The organism is Neorhizobium sp. SOG26, assembly GCF_003491345.1.
Classification (GTDB): domain Bacteria; phylum Pseudomonadota; class Alphaproteobacteria; order Rhizobiales; family Rhizobiaceae; genus Neorhizobium; species Neorhizobium turbinariae.
In genome coordinates, this window is record NZ_CP025512.1 from 1,532,674 (window position 1) to 1,548,358 (window position 15,685).

General features: G+C 62.2%; 13 protein-coding genes. 4 read left to right on the forward strand and 9 right to left on the reverse strand.

What is annotated here, in order from left to right:
- Positions 1–64: 64 nt before the first annotated feature.
- Positions 65–847, reverse strand: a complete 783-nt coding sequence (gene tpiA, locus CYG48_RS07680) for a triose-phosphate isomerase (RefSeq protein ID WP_118849841.1) — start codon at positions 845–847, stop codon at positions 65–67.
- Positions 848–1,019: 172 nt separating this feature from the next.
- Positions 1,020–1,910: an alpha/beta fold hydrolase gene (locus tag CYG48_RS07685; RefSeq protein WP_199925253.1), complete on the reverse strand. Its 891-nt coding sequence runs from the start codon at positions 1,908–1,910 to the stop codon at positions 1,020–1,022.
- Positions 1,911–2,105: 195 nt separating this feature from the next.
- Here CYG48_RS07685 and parE point away from each other — a divergent pair, with 195 nt between their 5' ends.
- Positions 2,106–4,157 carry a DNA topoisomerase IV subunit B gene (parE, locus tag CYG48_RS07690; RefSeq protein WP_445304326.1) on the forward strand — a complete coding sequence of 684 codons (2,052 nt, stop codon included), beginning with the start codon at positions 2,106–2,108 and terminating at the stop codon, positions 4,155–4,157.
- 20 nt (positions 4,158–4,177) lie between these two features.
- On the opposite strand, the gene CYG48_RS07695 is transcribed toward parE, so the two are convergent.
- Complete coding sequence (locus CYG48_RS07695) at positions 4,178–6,745, reverse strand: HWE histidine kinase domain-containing protein (RefSeq protein ID WP_118849843.1); 2,568 nt, start codon at positions 6,743–6,745, stop codon at positions 4,178–4,180.
- A gap of 242 nt (positions 6,746–6,987) precedes the next feature.
- Between CYG48_RS07695 and CYG48_RS07700 the strand changes: the two genes are divergently transcribed.
- Positions 6,988–8,202: an AI-2E family transporter gene (locus CYG48_RS07700; RefSeq protein ID WP_118849844.1), complete on the forward strand. Its 1,215-nt coding sequence runs from the start codon at positions 6,988–6,990 to the stop codon at positions 8,200–8,202.
- A gap of 11 nt (positions 8,203–8,213) precedes the next feature.
- Here the strand turns inward: CYG48_RS07700 and CYG48_RS07705 are convergent, their stop codons facing one another.
- From CYG48_RS07705 to CYG48_RS07715, 3 genes are all read right to left on the reverse strand, one after another.
- Entirely contained in the window at positions 8,214–9,341 is a 1,128-nt protein-coding gene (locus CYG48_RS07705) for a DUF2336 domain-containing protein (protein ID WP_118851545.1), read from the reverse strand.
- 135 nt (positions 9,342–9,476) lie between these two features.
- Positions 9,477–10,091 (reverse strand): flavin reductase family protein, encoded by a 615-nt coding sequence (locus CYG48_RS07710; RefSeq protein WP_118849845.1) that lies wholly within the window; start codon positions 10,089–10,091, stop codon positions 9,477–9,479.
- Positions 10,092–10,097: 6 nt separating this feature from the next.
- Positions 10,098–10,679: a nitroreductase family protein gene (locus tag CYG48_RS07715; RefSeq protein ID WP_118849846.1), complete on the reverse strand. Its 582-nt coding sequence runs from the start codon at positions 10,677–10,679 to the stop codon at positions 10,098–10,100.
- Positions 10,680–10,787: 108 nt separating this feature from the next.
- On the opposite strand from CYG48_RS07715, the gene CYG48_RS07720 reads away from it, so the two are divergent.
- A complete protein-coding gene (locus CYG48_RS07720; protein WP_118849847.1) occupies positions 10,788–11,771 on the forward strand; it encodes a hypothetical protein in 984 nt (327 codons plus the stop codon).
- 63 nt (positions 11,772–11,834) lie between these two features.
- Here CYG48_RS07720 and thrS read toward each other — a convergent pair whose 3' ends face one another.
- The 3 genes from thrS to CYG48_RS07735 all read right to left on the reverse strand — a co-directional run bounded on the left by thrS (position 11,835) and on the right by CYG48_RS07735 (position 14,792).
- Entirely contained in the window at positions 11,835–13,859 is a 2,025-nt protein-coding gene (gene thrS / locus CYG48_RS07725; protein ID WP_445304327.1) for a threonine--tRNA ligase, read from the reverse strand.
- A gap of 115 nt (positions 13,860–13,974) precedes the next feature.
- Complete coding sequence (yidD, locus tag CYG48_RS07730; protein WP_118849848.1) at positions 13,975–14,337, reverse strand: membrane protein insertion efficiency factor YidD; 363 nt, start codon at positions 14,335–14,337, stop codon at positions 13,975–13,977.
- 5 nt (positions 14,338–14,342) lie between these two features.
- Positions 14,343–14,792, reverse strand: coding sequence for an iron-sulfur cluster assembly scaffold protein (locus CYG48_RS07735; RefSeq protein WP_118849849.1), 450 nt, complete (start codon positions 14,790–14,792; stop codon positions 14,343–14,345).
- Between the two features lie 275 nt (positions 14,793–15,067).
- Between CYG48_RS07735 and folE the strand changes: the two genes are divergently transcribed.
- Positions 15,068–15,682, forward strand: a complete 615-nt coding sequence (gene folE / locus CYG48_RS07740) for a GTP cyclohydrolase I FolE (protein WP_118849850.1) — start codon at positions 15,068–15,070, stop codon at positions 15,680–15,682.
- Positions 15,683–15,685: the final 3 nt, after the last annotated feature.

The following is a 15,685-nucleotide window of genomic DNA, read 5'->3' on the forward strand; positions in this document are numbered from 1 at the left end:
CGGATGGGAGGCAGCGAATGAGGTTGGCGGCTCTTTACATGAGAGACGCGGCCATTCCAAGCCCTTATGGAAGCTTTGCCGCCATCAGATCTTCATAGACGCCGTAGATGGCGAGGAAGTCGGCCGCTTTCAAGCTGGCGCCACCGATCAATGCACCATCGACATTCTCGATCGCCATCAACTCGGCGGCGTTGCTTGGCTTGACGGAACCGCCGTAAAGGATGCGCATGCGCCGCCCCTCCTCGCCAAACCGCTCAACGAGTTCGGCGCGCATGAAGGCGTGCGCGACGGCAACGTCGGCCGCGGTCGGCGTCAGGCCGGTGCCGATCGCCCAGACCGGCTCATAGGCAACAACCGTATCGTCGGCCGTGGAATCATCCGGCAGCGAGCCGAAGATCTGCCGCTTCAAAACCTCCAGCGTCTCGTAGGCATCCCGCTGGTCGGCCGTTTCACCGACACAGACGATTGCAGCCAGACCCGCCTCGTGGGCAGCCTGCGCCTTGGCGCGCACCACTGCGTCAGTCTCCCTGTGATCCTGACGGCGCTCCGAATGGCCAACGATGACATAGGTCCCGAAACAATCGGCAATCATCTCCGCCGAGATGTCACCCGTATGGGCGCCGCTCTGCTTGGCGTGGCAATCCTGCGCGCCGATCTGCAGCGGGCTGTCGGTCGCAAGCGCGGTTGCGACATAAAGGAGCGTGGCGGGCGGGCAGATCAGCGTCTCCACCCGTTCGGAGAGCGGCTGCAGGACCCCTTGCGCCATCGCCTTGATCTCGGAAAGGCTTTCGCGGGTGCCGTTCATCTTCCAGTTTCCGGCAACAAGCGGGCGCACGTCGGGCGTCATCGGCAACACATTCCTCTTCTCATGGCTCCATTGAAGGAGCTCCTCCACATGGGAAGCAAGCTCGTCGCCTCCTCCACCCACCTTCCTAAGCGAGGAACGGAGAGCACATCAAGGGCTTCGGCTTCAGTTCGACATCGAATATGGCAAGTCGTGCGCCGCAGCCAGATGGCGATCACCGGCTGCGGGACGAGAGGATGAAGTTGAGGAGCTTGCGCCAGTCCACCATGCGGATGGGCGTGCCGTGCCCGCCGGTCTGAAACATGGTGAAGCGGGTCGGATAGCTGGATTTGCGCAGCTGGCGGAAGATGCCGAGCTGGTGGTTCGCCTTGTAGACGCTGTCGGCGCTGCCATGCGCGAAATAAATCGGCAGCTTGTTCTTCACCGCCGGCGTCGTTGCCAGTCCGGGATCCGGAGGTCCGCCGAGCAGCGCCATGCCGCCAAGATACTGCACAGCCTCGCCATTGCGGCTGATATGCTGGCAGATGATGCCGCCCATGGAGGCACAGGCGAGGATAACCGGGCGCCCGGCGCTTTGTTCGAAGGCATGACGGATGAGGTTCGCGACATCGGCCGCGCCCTTTTCATCGAAGGACCGGATGCTTGGCGCGTAATAGACACTGCGGGACGCGACGACGAGGTTCTTGAGCCGGTTGAAATTGCCGCCAAAGCTGTAGTCGTTGGCACCGAGGCGCCGGTCGCCACCGCGCCCGTGGATGAAGATCACCGAGAAGGCCGCATTCGCCTCCTGTCCCACCCTGGTGACATCGAGCTTGCGGCCAGCGAGGTTGAGTGTCTCGTTCGCCTGGTAACGCCGCACCCCGAGCGAAACATAGGCATCCTTGACGCGCCGCTCCGGTTCCCGGTCGCGGCCGTTGATGTCGCGCATTTCCTGGTAGTCGATGAGTTCGTAGGCGCCGGAATCAGCGGTTTCGAGCACGGTCATGCGCGAAAACAGCTCGTCCTTGAACGGGCCGACAGGGCCCTGCTGCGCCGACACCGGAAGCGCCACGAGAAAGGCGAAAACGGCAAAAACAGCGTGACGAACGAAATGAACTGTGGACATGCCCGGCTCCACCTGCTTACTGACCGGCAAACGCCTTGCTAACGCAGGCTGCGCAACGCATTTCTCCAAGACGACCGTTTCCTCGCGGCATCGCGAACTCGCCGCCTTTCTGGCAGAATCGCGAGTGATTCGAAACAGCATGAGATGGGTATGGCTTCCTCTTCCGCGCCCCGACAGGTAGTAACGACGCAATCCATGGATGACAACAACGACCTCTTTGGCGACCTGACCGTGACGCCGAAGGTGGCTGCCAATGAACCGGCTCCTGCGGCGCGGGCTGAACGTGCTGCACCGCGCCCTGCCCCGGCACCGACGGGCGGCGATGACTACGGCGCATCCTCCATCCGCGTCCTTGAGGGGCTTGAGCCGGTGCGCATGCGTCCCGGCATGTATATCGGCGGCACGGACGAAAAGGCGCTCCACCACCTGTTCGCCGAAGTCATCGACAACTCGATGGACGAAGCGGTTGCCGGCCACGCCAACTTCATCGAGGTGCATCTCGACGCTGATGGCTTCCTAACCGTCACCGACAACGGCCGCGGTATTCCGGTGGAAAACCACCCGCAGGTGCCGGGCAAGTCGACGCTCGAAGTCATCATGACCAAGCTGCACGCGGGCGGCAAGTTCGACGGCAAGGCCTATGAGACCTCCGGCGGTCTGCATGGCGTCGGTGTCTCGGTTGTCAATGCGCTTTCGGATGTGCTCGAAGTCGAGGTCGCCCGAAACCGCAAGCTTTACCGGCAGCGCTTCTCGCGCGGTGTGCCGCAGGGTGGGCTCGAGGAACTGGGCGACGTCCACAACCGCCGCGGCACCCGTGTCCGCTTCCATCCCGATCCGCAGATCTTCGGCGATACTGCCAGGTTCGATGCCGGCCGCATCTTCCGCATGGCGCGATCCAAGGCGTACCTGTTTGGCGGTGTCGAGATCCGCTGGAGCTGCGACCCCGTTGTTCTGCCGGCTGGCGGCGAAATCCCTGAAAAGGCGGTCTTCCACTTCCCCGGCGGGCTCAAGGACTATCTGGCCGCAACGCTTGGCAAGGACTTCACCGTCACCCGCGAGATCTTCGCGGGACGGACGGAAAAGACCGGCGGCCACGGCGCCATGGAATGGGCGATCACCTGGTATGGTGGCGACCCGCAGCTTCATTCCTACTGCAACACCATCCCAACGCCCGAAGGTGGCACGCACGAGGCAGGTCTTCGCATCGCCCTGACCAAGGGGCTCAAGAACTACGCCGAACTGACGCAGAACAAACGCGCCGCGCAGATCACCACCGATGACGTGATGATCTCGGCTGTCGGTATGCTGTCCGTGTTCATTCGCGAGCCCGAATTCGTCGGCCAGACGAAGGACAAGCTGGCGACGGTGGAAGCCCAGCGGATTGTGGAAAACACGCTGCGCGACCCGTTCGACCACTACCTCGCCGGCAACCCAGCCGAGGCGGCGAAGCTGCTTGACTGGGTGATCGAGCGGGCCGAGGAGCGCCTGCGCCGCCGCAAGGAAAAGGAAGTCAACCGCAAGACCGCGGTGCGCAAGCTGCGCCTGCCGGGCAAGCTGGCTGACTGTTCGCAGAACACCGCCGAAGGCGCAGAACTTTTCATCGTCGAAGGTGACTCGGCCGGCGGCTCGGCAAAACAGGGCCGCAACCGTGCCAACCAGGCGATCCTTCCGCTACGCGGCAAGATCCTGAACGTCGGCAGCGCAAGCCGTGACAAGCTCTCGGCCAACCAGCAGATCGCCGACCTCATCCAGGCGCTCGGCTGCGGCACGCGCAGCAAGTATCGTGAAGAAGACCTCCGTTACGAGCGCGTCATCATCATGACCGATGCGGACGTCGACGGCGCCCATATCGCGTCGCTGCTGATCACCTTCTTCTACCAGGAAATGCCGGAGCTGATCCGCGGCAACCATCTCTATCTCGCGGTGCCGCCGCTCTATGTGCTGCGCCAAGGCGGCAAGACAGTCTACGCTCGCGACGACGCGCATCGTGCCGAGCTGATGAATACGGTGTTCAAGGGCAAGAAGGTCGAAATCGGCCGCTTCAAAGGCCTGGGCGAAATGATGCCGGCGCAGTTGAAGGAAACGACGATGGACCCGGCGCACCGGACGCTGCTTCGGGTGTCGATCGACGAGGTGGATTTCGAGGGCACCCGCGAAGCCGTCGATAACCTCATGGGCACCAAGGCCGATGCCCGCTTCCGGTTCATCCAGGAGCGCGCCGCCTTCGCCCAGAACCTCGACATCTAGCGTCGAAGCCTACAAAGCCTTCAAGACGACTGGGTGCCGTTCGTACGAGACACCAGCACGTTGGTCACGGCGCTGATCAGCGTCGCAGCCTCATACGGCTTTCGCACCACTGGCGCCGAAAAGCTCGACGGGATGATCGAGCGGTCGCTGTAACCGGTTGCGAAGACAAACGGGATGTCGCGGCGGATCAGTTCCTCCGCGATCGGCAATGACGTGCCCGAGCCGAGATTGACGTCGAGAATTGCAAAATCCGGGGTGTACTCCTTCAGGCGGCGGAAGGCATCGGCCGCCGATGGCGTCGTCGTCACCTTGTTGATGCCGTGATCGGCTAGCATCGCCTCGACATCCGCTGCAATCAGCATCTGGTCTTCGACAAGTAGCAGTTCGAGATCCGCCAGACTTGCTGCGCCATTGGTGGCGGACGGCAAGGCATCCGCTGAGACGACGACGGGCTCGGCTGGATCCGTTTCGACGTGGATGTGCTTGCTTGGGATGAGGAAGCGAGCCCTGACGCCCTCAGGCCGGTAATCCACTGTCGCCTGGCCATCCAGTTCGTACGGAACGCTGCGACCGATCAGCACGCTGCCAAAGCCGCTGCGCTGGGGCGGACGCACGAGAGGCCCACCGTCTTCGACCCAGTTCAGTTCGCAATCGCCGTTCGGCAGATGGCTCCACTCGATATCAAGCCGTCCGCCGTCCTGCGACAGCGCGCCATATTTGGCCGCATTGGTGGACATCTCATGCAGCACCAGGGCCATGACTGAAAATGTCCGGCTATCGAGCCATACCCTGGGGCCCTTCAAGGTCACCGTGCGGCGACCCTCGCTATAGGGCTTGAGCTCGGCCTCAAGAAGATCGCAAAGCAGGCCGCCATCGCTGCCGCGCACGACCTGGTCATGCGCCAGCGCCAGCGCCTGGATGCGGCCCTTCAAGGCGGCGATGTAATCCTGAAGGCTGACCTTGGCATCGACCGAGTGGCCAACCAGCGCCTTGATGATCGACAGGATGTTCTTGACGCGGTGGTTCAGTTCCTCGTTCAGCATCCGCTGGCGGACATCGGCCTTGTCGCGTTCATCGGCCAGGAGTTCGTTGTGATGCAGGACGATCTCCACCAGGACCGCACGGATCGCGTCGGCAATTTCCCGATCGCCGTCCGTCCAGGGCTGCGCCTGGTGATGGACGAGTTCCTTCCAGATCGCAAAGCTCTTGCGCGGCGTCAGACGATCGCCCAGGGGACCAACATTGTAGGACTTGTCGGGATTGCCGGCCCAGTTGAGCGTCTGCACAACCTCGCGGCGGAAGAAGAACAGGTAGTCCCTCGGACGCTGCGACAGCGGGATGGCGATGACGCCGCAGACATTCTCCGGTGACACACGCGAATCCGGCAGGTCCCGCGAGAGGTAGGATGTCGTCCAGACGCGTCCGCCACCGGCAACGCCGATCAGTTCCGTCAGTTCGGCAGCGAGTTCCTGCGACGGTGCGGTGCCGTTGCTCGACCAGATGCCGTCCAGCCACAGCCCGATGCCGTCGCACGGGATCATGGCCGAGAAGTCTCCGAGGGAGGTGCGCAGAAGCTCGCCGATATTGTCGTGATGCGAGGCCGTATGCAGGAAGCGGTCGAGCGACCGGCGGGCGCCGCTGACGGTTTCCATCAACTGCCGCTGCTTCAGCGTGTTGAGGTGCAGAGAGAAGAACTCGCCAAAGGTTTCGGCCGCCACGCGCTGCGGCATCGACAGCGTCTTCGGCGAATACTGGTGACAGGCGATCAGGCCCCACAATTCCTCGTCGACAACGATGGAGATCGACATCGAGGCGGCGACGCCCATGTTGCGAAGGTATTCGCAGTGCACCGGGGATACACTGCGCAGATGCGCAAATGAAAGGTCCAGCGGCTCGCCCGCCTCGTCCAGTTCCGGCACGATCGGCACGCGCTCGCCGCTGGCGTCGGCAATGATGCGAACGGTGTTCTTGAGGTAGAGTGCGCGGGCCTGCTTGGGGATATCGCTGGCCGGGAAGTACTGGCCCTTGAAGCTTTCCAGGTCACGGCGCTTGTATTCGCTGACGACTTTACCGGATCCATCCTCCTCAAACCGGTAGACCATGACGCGGTCATAGCCGAGCATCGCATAAGTGAGCCGCGCCGCAGCGTCGCTGAGCCGGTCGAGGCTGCCGACATTGCGGATGCGGCTGATCAGCATGCGGGCGACTTCAAGCGGCTGGTCGGAATCGGTCGAGGCCGGCTCGAACTCAAGGATCACGGCGGATGCCAGCCGATGGATCGCGATGTCGAAGATGCCACCCGACGGCAGCTTCACCGCGTGCCGCAGCGCCGGTCGTGCCGGGTCATCGGAGGTCGCGAGCGCGTTGCGCAGGCTGTGGGCCGCCTCTCCACCGACAATGTCTTCCAGCCGCTTGCCGTTCAGGCCATCGCCGATGGACAACATCTCTGGTGCATTGGCGGAATAACGCAGGATCTCCGAGCCCGCGGAATCGCAGGCGAGAAGACACCCATGAGGCTGGATGCTGCCGGGAATGTGGATGGGCTCTCGGTCGCAGTTGGTGAGATCGACCGTCTGCATGGGGGGCATGTCAAAGTTCCTGAAAGCCGTCTCCGCCAAACGACATGAGCAGCAAAAGCACTGGTTCCCGCCAAAGACTGAAAACGGTCACCTCATTACGATTAGCATCAACTCCGGCACAAACCGGCACACAGCAACATATTTCTATCGCATCTGCTGTTTAGGGCAAGCAGATGCTTGCCTAATTGGCGTTACAAAGTCTTGCGGCAAGAGGCTCCGTCAGCCATATGATGACGGGGAAACCCCAAGGAATGAAGCTGGTGAATGGAAGTGTAGATCATAAGGCCGCCCCGGAGCCGCGTTGGCTGGGCCCGGCGGCGCCTAGTCGTGTTGCGTTGATCCCTCCCATTTCTGCAGCCCGATGGCTTCTCATCCTCGTTGTTGCGGCAGGCATCTACTTCTTCCACGGCTTCCTCGTGCCGGTGCTGGCAGCCCTCGTCATCGGCTTTGCAAGCTGGCCTCTCTATCGCAGGCTGCTTCGGGCTGTCGGCGGCAGCACCACGATCGGCGCAACGCTTGCCATCATTGCCATCCTCGTCTTCCTGATCGTACCCCTCGCGGTAGCCATCACCTATACGATCGGCGAAGTTCGCCAGTGGATCGTCTGGGCTGCCGAGGTCAACCGGTTCGGTGCGCCCCCACCGGCCTGGATTACCGGCCTGCCATGGGTCGGTGAATGGCTCGGCGTGCAATGGGTTCAGCGGATCGGCTCGCCTGGCGCGATCGGCGAGCTCATCCAGATCGTCAGCGGCGCCAATATCGGCAATATCTATCGTGCGATCCTGGCGGCCGGCGACGGCGCCTTCCACCTTGCGTTGACCCTGATCTTCATGCTGATCGCGCTGTTCTTCGTTTATCGCGACGGCGCTTCCTTCAGCCAGCAGATCGACCTGCTCGGGGAACGCATCCTGCCGTCGCGGTGGGAGCGGATCTCGCGTGTTGTTCCCGCCACCATCAGTTCCACGGTCACGGGCCAGACGCTGATTGCGATTGGGGAAGGCATCGTGCTCGGTATCGCCTACTGGATCGCCGGCGTCCCCTCGCCCGTGACGCTTGGCGTCATCACAGGTTTCATGGCACTTATTCCGGGTGGCGCGCCGCTCTCCTTCACGCTGATCTCCTTCTACCTCGTCGCCAATGGCAACTATGTTGCCGGCCTCGGGCTGCTGACCTGGGGGACGGTAGAGCTCTTCATCGTCGACAAGACGCTGCGACCCCGGCTGGTCGGCGGTCCGATCAAGCTGCCCTTCCTGCCGACCTTCTTCGGGCTGGTCGGTGGCGTCAGCACGATGGGCTTCCTTGGCCTGTTCATCGGTCCGGTGCTGATGGCACTGCTTGTGTCGATCTGGCGGGAATGGATCCGGGAAGTGCGCAACGCCGAGACAGGCGAGATCGAGGCGGCAGACCTCGCGACCGGTCCCGCCGAACATCCGGTGGTCCGGACCGCTGCGTCCATCAAGAACTGATTGGCTAAGGCTCAGGCTGCGATCGAAAGACGGCTTGCGTAAGAGCGGGCATTGAGGCGCTCTTCAACACGGCAGAGCTTTTCGAGCATGTCGAGGACTTCGATCGGCGCGGCGAGCGTATTGCGGTCCTGGCGCAGTCTTTCGAGAAGACGCAGTGAGATGCTGCCGACGGCGAGTTCGGACGCGGCCTGACGCCACAGGAGCACGGCTTCCACGAATACTTCAGCCAGTTCCCGGCCGAGGCCTGCAGCCTCGAACAGCGCGCGCACGGCGTGAACGCGGGCAGTGGCTAAAATGGAGCGGACGCGCCGCTCCTCCAATCCTGACAGGGACACCATGGCTTTGGCAAAGAAATCTACCTTGCCGGTGCAGAGCGCGTGGATGAGGAAGGCAGGCGTCAGGTGACCGCCAGCACGCAGGTGCTCGACGAGCGCCACGACCTCGTTGCCGGCTGCCGTGCCGGCGATGGTGACGGTTGCCGCTTCGCCGGCCTCGCGCATGACGTGTTCGATGCGGCCGGATGCCATGGTCCCGCAGACGAGCGGCGAGCGCAGCAAGGTTTCTGCCACGCTGGTCACCAGCATGTGGCGGGCATCAGCCGGCAGGTCCTCGCGATCAAGCAGCATGTTGCGGATGTCGCAGCGATGGCCGAAGCGCTCAGCGAGGCGCCGCAGCGATGCCCGGGTGATGGATGCCGTCTCGTTTTCGAGCAGGATCAGCGCCTCGCCCTCGTCGCCGATTTCGGCGATTGCGGCTGCCACGCAGCGCGACAGCGACGGACGGGCGGCAATGATGCCTCTCCGGAGGCTGTCACCGCGCCCGGCGAGATCGACGAGGTCGTCATCCGTCAGCACGGGCGAGCGGGTAATGACGGTGCAGGCGATTTCCGGCTGGTCTTCGGCGAGCGAGATGATCACGCCACGCGGGGCGATGTCAGCGTCAGCGAGCGCTTCGGCAAGAGCCAGGCGAACGCGGGGAGACGGATCATCGAGCAGGTAGGTCATGGCGAGCCCTGCGGCGCGCTGGCGCTCCGTGCCTGCAAGACATTGCAGATAGGCGCGCCCCAATGCATTCGCCGCCTTGGCCCGATCACCCGCCTTTGCCGTTTCCGACCAACGAAGAAATGCCTCTACAATCACGCCCCAGCCCCAGAACACATGCCGGAGGAACTCCGGTCGGCTGTCATGAAAGCTAGCGCTTAATAGTTTAAGATTGGTTCACCATGTTCATTAAGGCTGCAAGGCCCGGATATCCGGGCCTTTCGGAGCCGAAATTCAGCCTCGTGCAACGGCCGGGCGCGACATCTGGAACACGTCCGTGCCGCCATCGGCATAGTCCATGTAGCCCATGCGGGCGATGGGCTTGGCAAGCGACATGTCGATTCGCCCGTCGCGCAGAATCGTTTCGCTGATGTGGATGCCGGTCACCTCGCCCAGCACCATGAACGAGCCTGACGCTTCGCCATCGAGCCCCTTGGGGTTGATGATCTCGGTCACGCGGCATTCGAGCACCGTATAAGCTTCCGCCACGAAGGGCGCATCCACCGTCACGGCCATCTTCGCCGTCAGCCTGGAGAGCTCGAATTCGCTGACGCCGTATTCCACGGCCGCAGACGACGCGTTCACCTGCTCGGCAAGATGCCGGCTGGCGAGGCTTGCCGTAAAGGCGCCGGTTTCCTCGGCGTTCTTCAGGCTGTGCTTGCGCCCGCTCGACGAGAACATCACGAGCTTCGGCTGGTCGGAGACGATATTGAAGAAGGAGTAGGGTGAGAGGTTCAGCGAACCATCCCTGCCTTTCGTTCCGATCCAGCCGATCGGCCGCGGCGCAACGATCGCCTTGAACGGATCATGCTTGAGACCATGCTGGTTGGTGTCTGTCGTGTAGAACATCTGGCCTCACGCCTCGCCGGCATAGGTGACGACCTGCGAGAGCTCAGGCCGCGGGCGGTCCGGCGTCGGGAAGTCGCTCGAGCCGATATGCACGAAACCTGCCACCTTCTCGCCGGGCTTGACGCCGAGAACGTCGAGCGCGGCATCATCATAGGCGATCCACTCGGTGCGCCAGTTGGCGACATAGCCATGCGCTTGCGCCGCAAGTACGAGGTTGAAGGCCAGCGCGCCAGCCGAAAGAACCTGTTCCCACTCCGGGATCTTCGGATGTGGAGCCGCCGTGCTGACCACCCCGACGACGAGCGGTGCGCGGGTGAAGCGGTTAAGTTCCGCCTGCCGGGCCGTTTCCGTCATCTCCGGGTCCTTCTCGAGCGCCAGCTTCAGGAATGCCTCCCCGAGTTTCTGCCGCACCTCGCCGCGGTACACAACCAGCCGCCATGGTGCGATCTTGCCATGGTCGGGAACGCGTACGGCAAAGGTCAAGATCTCATCCAGTTCCTCCTGCGTCGGCCCCGGTTCCTTGATCTGGGCAACGGGGGTGGAGTGTCGGTCGCGGAGAAAGTCAATGAGCTTGATATCGTTCTGCATTATGTCATCTTTCGAGCGGGAGAGGATGCATCGGGAAGGCCTTGAAATCGCCCCGACATTAGTCTCAAGTGGCTCGCGGTAAAACAAGAGTCAATTGGTACCGTAATCATGTCAGGCATCATCACTGTGGCACGCACCCTTGTGGCGGGAGCGCTGGTCGTCGGACTGGCGTCGTCCGTGTGGGCTCAGGGAGATGCCTTCAAGAGCTTTCGCCAGCTCGACAGCACGGCCAAGATGCCGAAGATCAATGCCTTTTCGGCCGTCGGCAGCGAAGAAGCGTACACGAATGCGCGCGATGTCACCTTCGATGCCAAGCTGACAGCGGATGGCGAGGTCATGCAGGAAGGCTTGGTCTGGCGCGTGTTCAGCCCAATTGCCGGTGAAGATGGCAAGCTTCCCCTTGTCGCAAGCTCAGAAGGTGGTCCGGCCGCGTTCCAGCTGTCGCCGGGGGAATATTTCGTCAACTGCGCCTTCGGCCGGGCGGGCGTCACGAAGAAGCTGACCGTTCCTGAGAACGGTGACGTGCCAAAGCAGACGCTGGTGCTTGATGCCGGCGGTTTCGTGCTGAACGCCGTGGCCGGAACCGACCAGCGCATTCCGCCGAAGCAGTTGAGCTTCTCCGTTTATGCTGCCGAGCAGAAAGAGAATGGCGACCGGGCGCTGGTGATGGCCGATGTTGCGCCGAACACCGTTGTACGCCTCAACGCCGGCACCTACCACATCGTCTCCGAATATGGCGATGTGAACGCCGTGGTGCGCGCCGACATTCAGGTCGAGGCAGGCAAGCTGACCCAGGCCGTGCTGCAGCATCGTGCGGCGCAGATCACGCTGAAGCTGGTGTCACAACCGGGTGGTGAAGCGATCGCTGATACGGCCTGGTCGGTGCTGACGGCAGCCGGCGACGTCGTCAACGAAAGCGTCAGCGCCTTTTCGACCATGGTGCTGGCGGAAGGCGAATATCTCGCCGTCGCCCGCAACAAGAACAAGATTTACCAGCGCGAGTTCAGCGTCAAATCCGGGCGCAACAGCGATGTCGAGGTGTTGATGCGGGACAGCAAGCAGGTGGCAGGCGCGACGAGCGACGTGAACTGATCCAAGGATCGCAGGTTCCTTAAGGAAAAGGCAGCGCCCGGTAACGAGCGCTGCCTTCCTGTTTTAAGCGGCAGTTTTTGCCTTCTTTGCTTCCTGGCGGCGCAGGACATCCGGCGGCGTTGCCTCGAGCGCAAGCGAAGCGATTGCCTCGTCCAGCGACATGGAGGTCTGCGCCTGAGAGCCGAGGCGGCGGATGTTCACCGAACGGTTCTCCGCTTCCTGACGGCCGCATACGACGATCACCGGTACCTTCGTGACCGAATGCTCGCGGATCTTGTAGTTGATCTTTTCGTTGCGGAAGTCGGTCTCGACGACCATGCCAGCATCGCGCAGCGCTTCTGCGACTTCACGGCCATAGTCATCCGCGTCCGATGTGATCGTTGCGACGACGACCTGCGTCGGCGCGATCCAGAGCGGCATGTGGCCCGCGAAGTTCTCGATCAGGATACCAAGGAAGCGCTCCATCGAGCCGCAGATCGCGCGGTGGATCATCACCGGCTGTGTCTTCTCGGAGTTCTGGTCGATGTAGAAGGCGCCGAACCGCTCCGGCAGGTTGAAGTCAACCTGGGTGGTGCCGCACTGCCATTCGCGGCCGATCGCGTCCTTCAACGTGTATTCGAACTTCGGACCATAGAACGCGCCCTCGCCTGGCAGAATGCCCGTCTTAATGCGACCGCCGGACTGCGCTTCGATCGTCTTCAGCACGTCCATCATGACGGATTCGGCGCGATCCCAAAGCGCATTCGTGCCGACGCGCTTTTCAGGCCGTGTCGACAGCTTCACGACAACTTCCTTGAAGCCGAAGTCTTCGTAGACGGACAGGATCAGGTCGTTGATGCGAAGGCATTCGGCTGCCATCTGCTCGTCGGTGCAGAAGACGTGTGCATCGTCCTGGGTGAAGCCACGAACGCGCATCAGGCCATGCAGGGCGCCGGAGGCTTCGTAACGGTGCACGGTGCCGAATTCAGCAAGTCGAATCGGCAGTTCACGGTAAGACTTCAAGCCATGCTTGAAGATCTGCACGTGACCCGGGCAGTTCATCGGCTTCAACGCGAAGACGCGGTTGTCGGCTTCCTTGTCGTCCGGATGCGTGAACGCATAGGCAGACTTCACGGCGAACATATTCTCCTGGTACCAGCCCCAGTGACCGGAGGTTTCCCAGAGCGAGGCATCCAGCACCTGCGGTGCATTGACCTCTTCATAAGTGCCGGCCAGACGACGGCGCATATACGCTGTCAGGGTCTGGAACATGCGCCAGCCCTTGCCATGCCAGAACACAACGCCCGGGCCCTCTTCCTGGAAGTGGAACAGGTCCATCTCACGGCCGAGCTTCCGGTGGTCGCGCTTTTCGGCCTCAGCCAGCACATGCAGGTACTGGTCGAGCTCTTCCTGCGTGGCCCATGCCGTTGCGTAGATTCGGGTCAGCATCGGGTTGTTGCTGTCACCGCGCCAGTAGGCGCCAGCCACCTTCATCAGCTTGAAGGCCGTGCCGATCTGGCCGGTGGAGGCCATGTGCGGGCCGCGGCAAAGGTCGAACCACTTGCCCTGGCGGTAGATCTTGACGTCATCACCTTCCGGGATCGCGTCAACAAGCTCGACCTTGTAGGTCTCGCCCATGTCGCCGAAGACCTTGCGGGCCTCGTCACGCGACCAGACTTCCTTGGTGAAGGGCTCGTTGCGTTGGATGATCTCCTTCATCTTCTTTTCGATCTTCGGCAGATCGTCAGGTGTGAAGGGCCAGTCTTCGCCCGTCTCCTTGTTGACGCGCTTGAAGTCGTAATAGAAGCCGTTCTCGATCACCGGGCCGATGGTGACCTGGGTTCCCGGCCACAGGGACTGCACCGCCTCGGCCATGACGTGAGCGGCGTCGTGGCGGATGAGCTCAAGCGCACGCGGATCGGTGCGCGTGACGATCTCGATCTTGCCGTCGGTCACGGGGTCGGAAAGGTCGCGCAACTGGCCATCGAGTGCGATCGCCACTGCCTTCTTTGCAAGCGACTTGGAAATGGATTCGGCGACAGCAAGGCCGGTCGTTCCGGCTTCAAAAGCGCGAACGGAGCCATCGGGGAATGTAAGGGAAACGGACATCTGAATTCTCCTGTCCAGTCCCGCCAACGAATGCGGGTGGTCAAAAAGGGCCGCCGACGCAGGCCAGCAGCATGAACGCGTGCGTATTAGTGAAAACAGGCGGACAAGTAAAGGTTTAAGCGGTGTGGCTTGGCCGCCAATAACGCCACGGCATCCACCAATGCTGGCGCCCCGCCAGTGTCTCCGGCACCGGATCAAGCCCGCTGGTGCCGCCCGGTCCGCAACGCGCGACGCGAAACAGCGTTATCCAGCCGCCGGGCCACAAACCATGGCGGGCGACGGCCTCGTAACCGAATTCGGAACAGGTCGGGATATGCCGGCAGCTATTTCCGATGAAGCCGGAAAGCGTGAGTTGATACAGCCGGATCACGCCCATGCCGAGCAGACGGTCCGGGGTCTTGCGGAAGGGACCGCGCCAGTTGCGTCCGGAGGAACGCGCCGGGGCTTCAGGATGTCGACAATCAGGCGCGCCGCACATGCCGGTCAGCCGACCGCCACGCTGGCCTGCGTCTTCGCCTCGATCTGGTCGATCGCATCGACCACGGCGTCGAAGGTCAGCATCGTGGAGGCGTGGCGGGCCTTGTAGTCCTTGACCGGCTTCAGGTAGCGCATTTCCTCGAAGCGACCTTCAGGCCCCTCACCGCCTTCCTTCAGCATCGCAAGCATGTCCTGGCGTGCCTGGCGGATCTCGGCCGCGCTCGCGCCAACGACGTGGCGCGCCATGATAGAGGACGAGGCCTGGCCCAACGCGCAGGCGCGCACCTCATGGGCGAAATCGGTGACGCGATCGCCGCTCATCTTCAAGTGCACCTTGACCTTGGAGCCGCAGAGCTTCGAATGCTTCTCCGAGCTAGCATCAGCATCGGGCAGAGTGCCGGCGCGCGTGATATTGCCCGCAAATTCCAGGATCTTGCTGTTGTAAATGTCGTCCATGGGGCTGTTTTGCCTATTGGCTGGTGAACACTCTGTGCTCGCTGGCGATCTACCAGAATGAATCTCGGACCCTTATATGTGATGGTGCGCAAGGATCATCAAGAACGGATCTTTTCACGAAATCCTATCGAAATGAGGATAGGATGTCTTGTAAAAGAGCCGGGCAGCGGTCAGATAGCGCCCAATTGCCTTACCATTCGTGGCGCTTCGGGGCCCGCTAAGGCGTGAGTGACGAACAGTCGGATGCGGCCTTGAACCGCATCGGGAGACGATAGATGGATGCCATCGTGAAGAATTTCCCGGGCACGCAGGAAAAGCAGGCCCGTCCAACCCAGCAGGAGGCAGAGGAAGCCGTTCGCGTTCTTCTGCGTTGGGCCGGCGATGACCCGAGCCGGGAAGGCCTGCTGGATACGCCCAAGCGCGTTGCTGCGTCCTACCGGGAGCTTTTCTCCGGCTATGACCTGGCCGCCGAAGACGTGCTGGGCCGCACCTTCGAGGAAATGTCCGGCTTTGACGACATCGTGCTGGTGCGCGACATTCCGTTCTTTTCGCATTGCGAGCACCACATGCTGCCGATCAAGGGCAAGGCGACCATCGCCTACCTGCCGTCCGGCCCCGTTCTCGGCCTGTCGAAGATCGCGCGCGTCGTGGAAATCTTCGGTCGCCGCCTGCAGACGCAGGAAAACATGACGGCGCAGATTGCTCAGGCAATCCAGAACACGCTGAAGCCGCGTGGCGTTGCCGTGCTGATCGAGGCGGAGCACATGTGCATGGAAATGCGCGGTGTGCAGAAGCATGGATCGCATACCCTGACCACCACCTTCACCGGTGAGTTCAAGACCAACGCCGCCGAGCAGGCCCGCTTCTTCACGCTTGCCCGCAATCGCTGACCA

What these genes read in the sequence shown, in the direction of transcription:
- tpiA (WP_118849841.1), bottom strand. Translation starts at nt 847, where the DNA reads ATGACGCCCGACGTGCGCCCGCTTGTTGCCGGAAACTGGAAGATGAAC.
- CYG48_RS07685 (WP_199925253.1), bottom strand. Translation starts at nt 1,910, where the DNA reads ATGTCCACAGTTCATTTCGTTCGTCACGCTGTTTTTGCCGTTTTCGCC.
- parE (WP_445304326.1), top strand. Translation starts at nt 2,106, where the DNA reads ATGGATGACAACAACGACCTCTTTGGCGACCTGACCGTGACGCCGAAG.
- CYG48_RS07695 (WP_118849843.1), bottom strand. Translation starts at nt 6,745, where the DNA reads ATGCCCCCCATGCAGACGGTCGATCTCACCAACTGCGACCGAGAGCCC.
- CYG48_RS07700 (WP_118849844.1), top strand. Translation starts at nt 6,988, where the DNA reads ATGAAGCTGGTGAATGGAAGTGTAGATCATAAGGCCGCCCCGGAGCCG.
- CYG48_RS07710 (WP_118849845.1), bottom strand. Translation starts at nt 10,091, where the DNA reads ATGTTCTACACGACAGACACCAACCAGCATGGTCTCAAGCATGATCCG.
- CYG48_RS07715 (WP_118849846.1), bottom strand. Translation starts at nt 10,679, where the DNA reads ATGCAGAACGATATCAAGCTCATTGACTTTCTCCGCGACCGACACTCC.
- CYG48_RS07720 (WP_118849847.1), top strand. Translation starts at nt 10,788, where the DNA reads ATGTCAGGCATCATCACTGTGGCACGCACCCTTGTGGCGGGAGCGCTG.
- thrS (WP_445304327.1), bottom strand. Translation starts at nt 13,859, where the DNA reads ATGTCCGTTTCCCTTACATTCCCCGATGGCTCCGTTCGCGCTTTTGAA.
- yidD (WP_118849848.1), bottom strand. Translation starts at nt 14,337, where the DNA reads ATGTGCGGCGCGCCTGATTGTCGACATCCTGAAGCCCCGGCGCGTTCC.
- CYG48_RS07735 (WP_118849849.1), bottom strand. Translation starts at nt 14,792, where the DNA reads ATGGACGACATTTACAACAGCAAGATCCTGGAATTTGCGGGCAATATC.
- folE (WP_118849850.1), top strand. Translation starts at nt 15,068, where the DNA reads ATGGATGCCATCGTGAAGAATTTCCCGGGCACGCAGGAAAAGCAGGCC.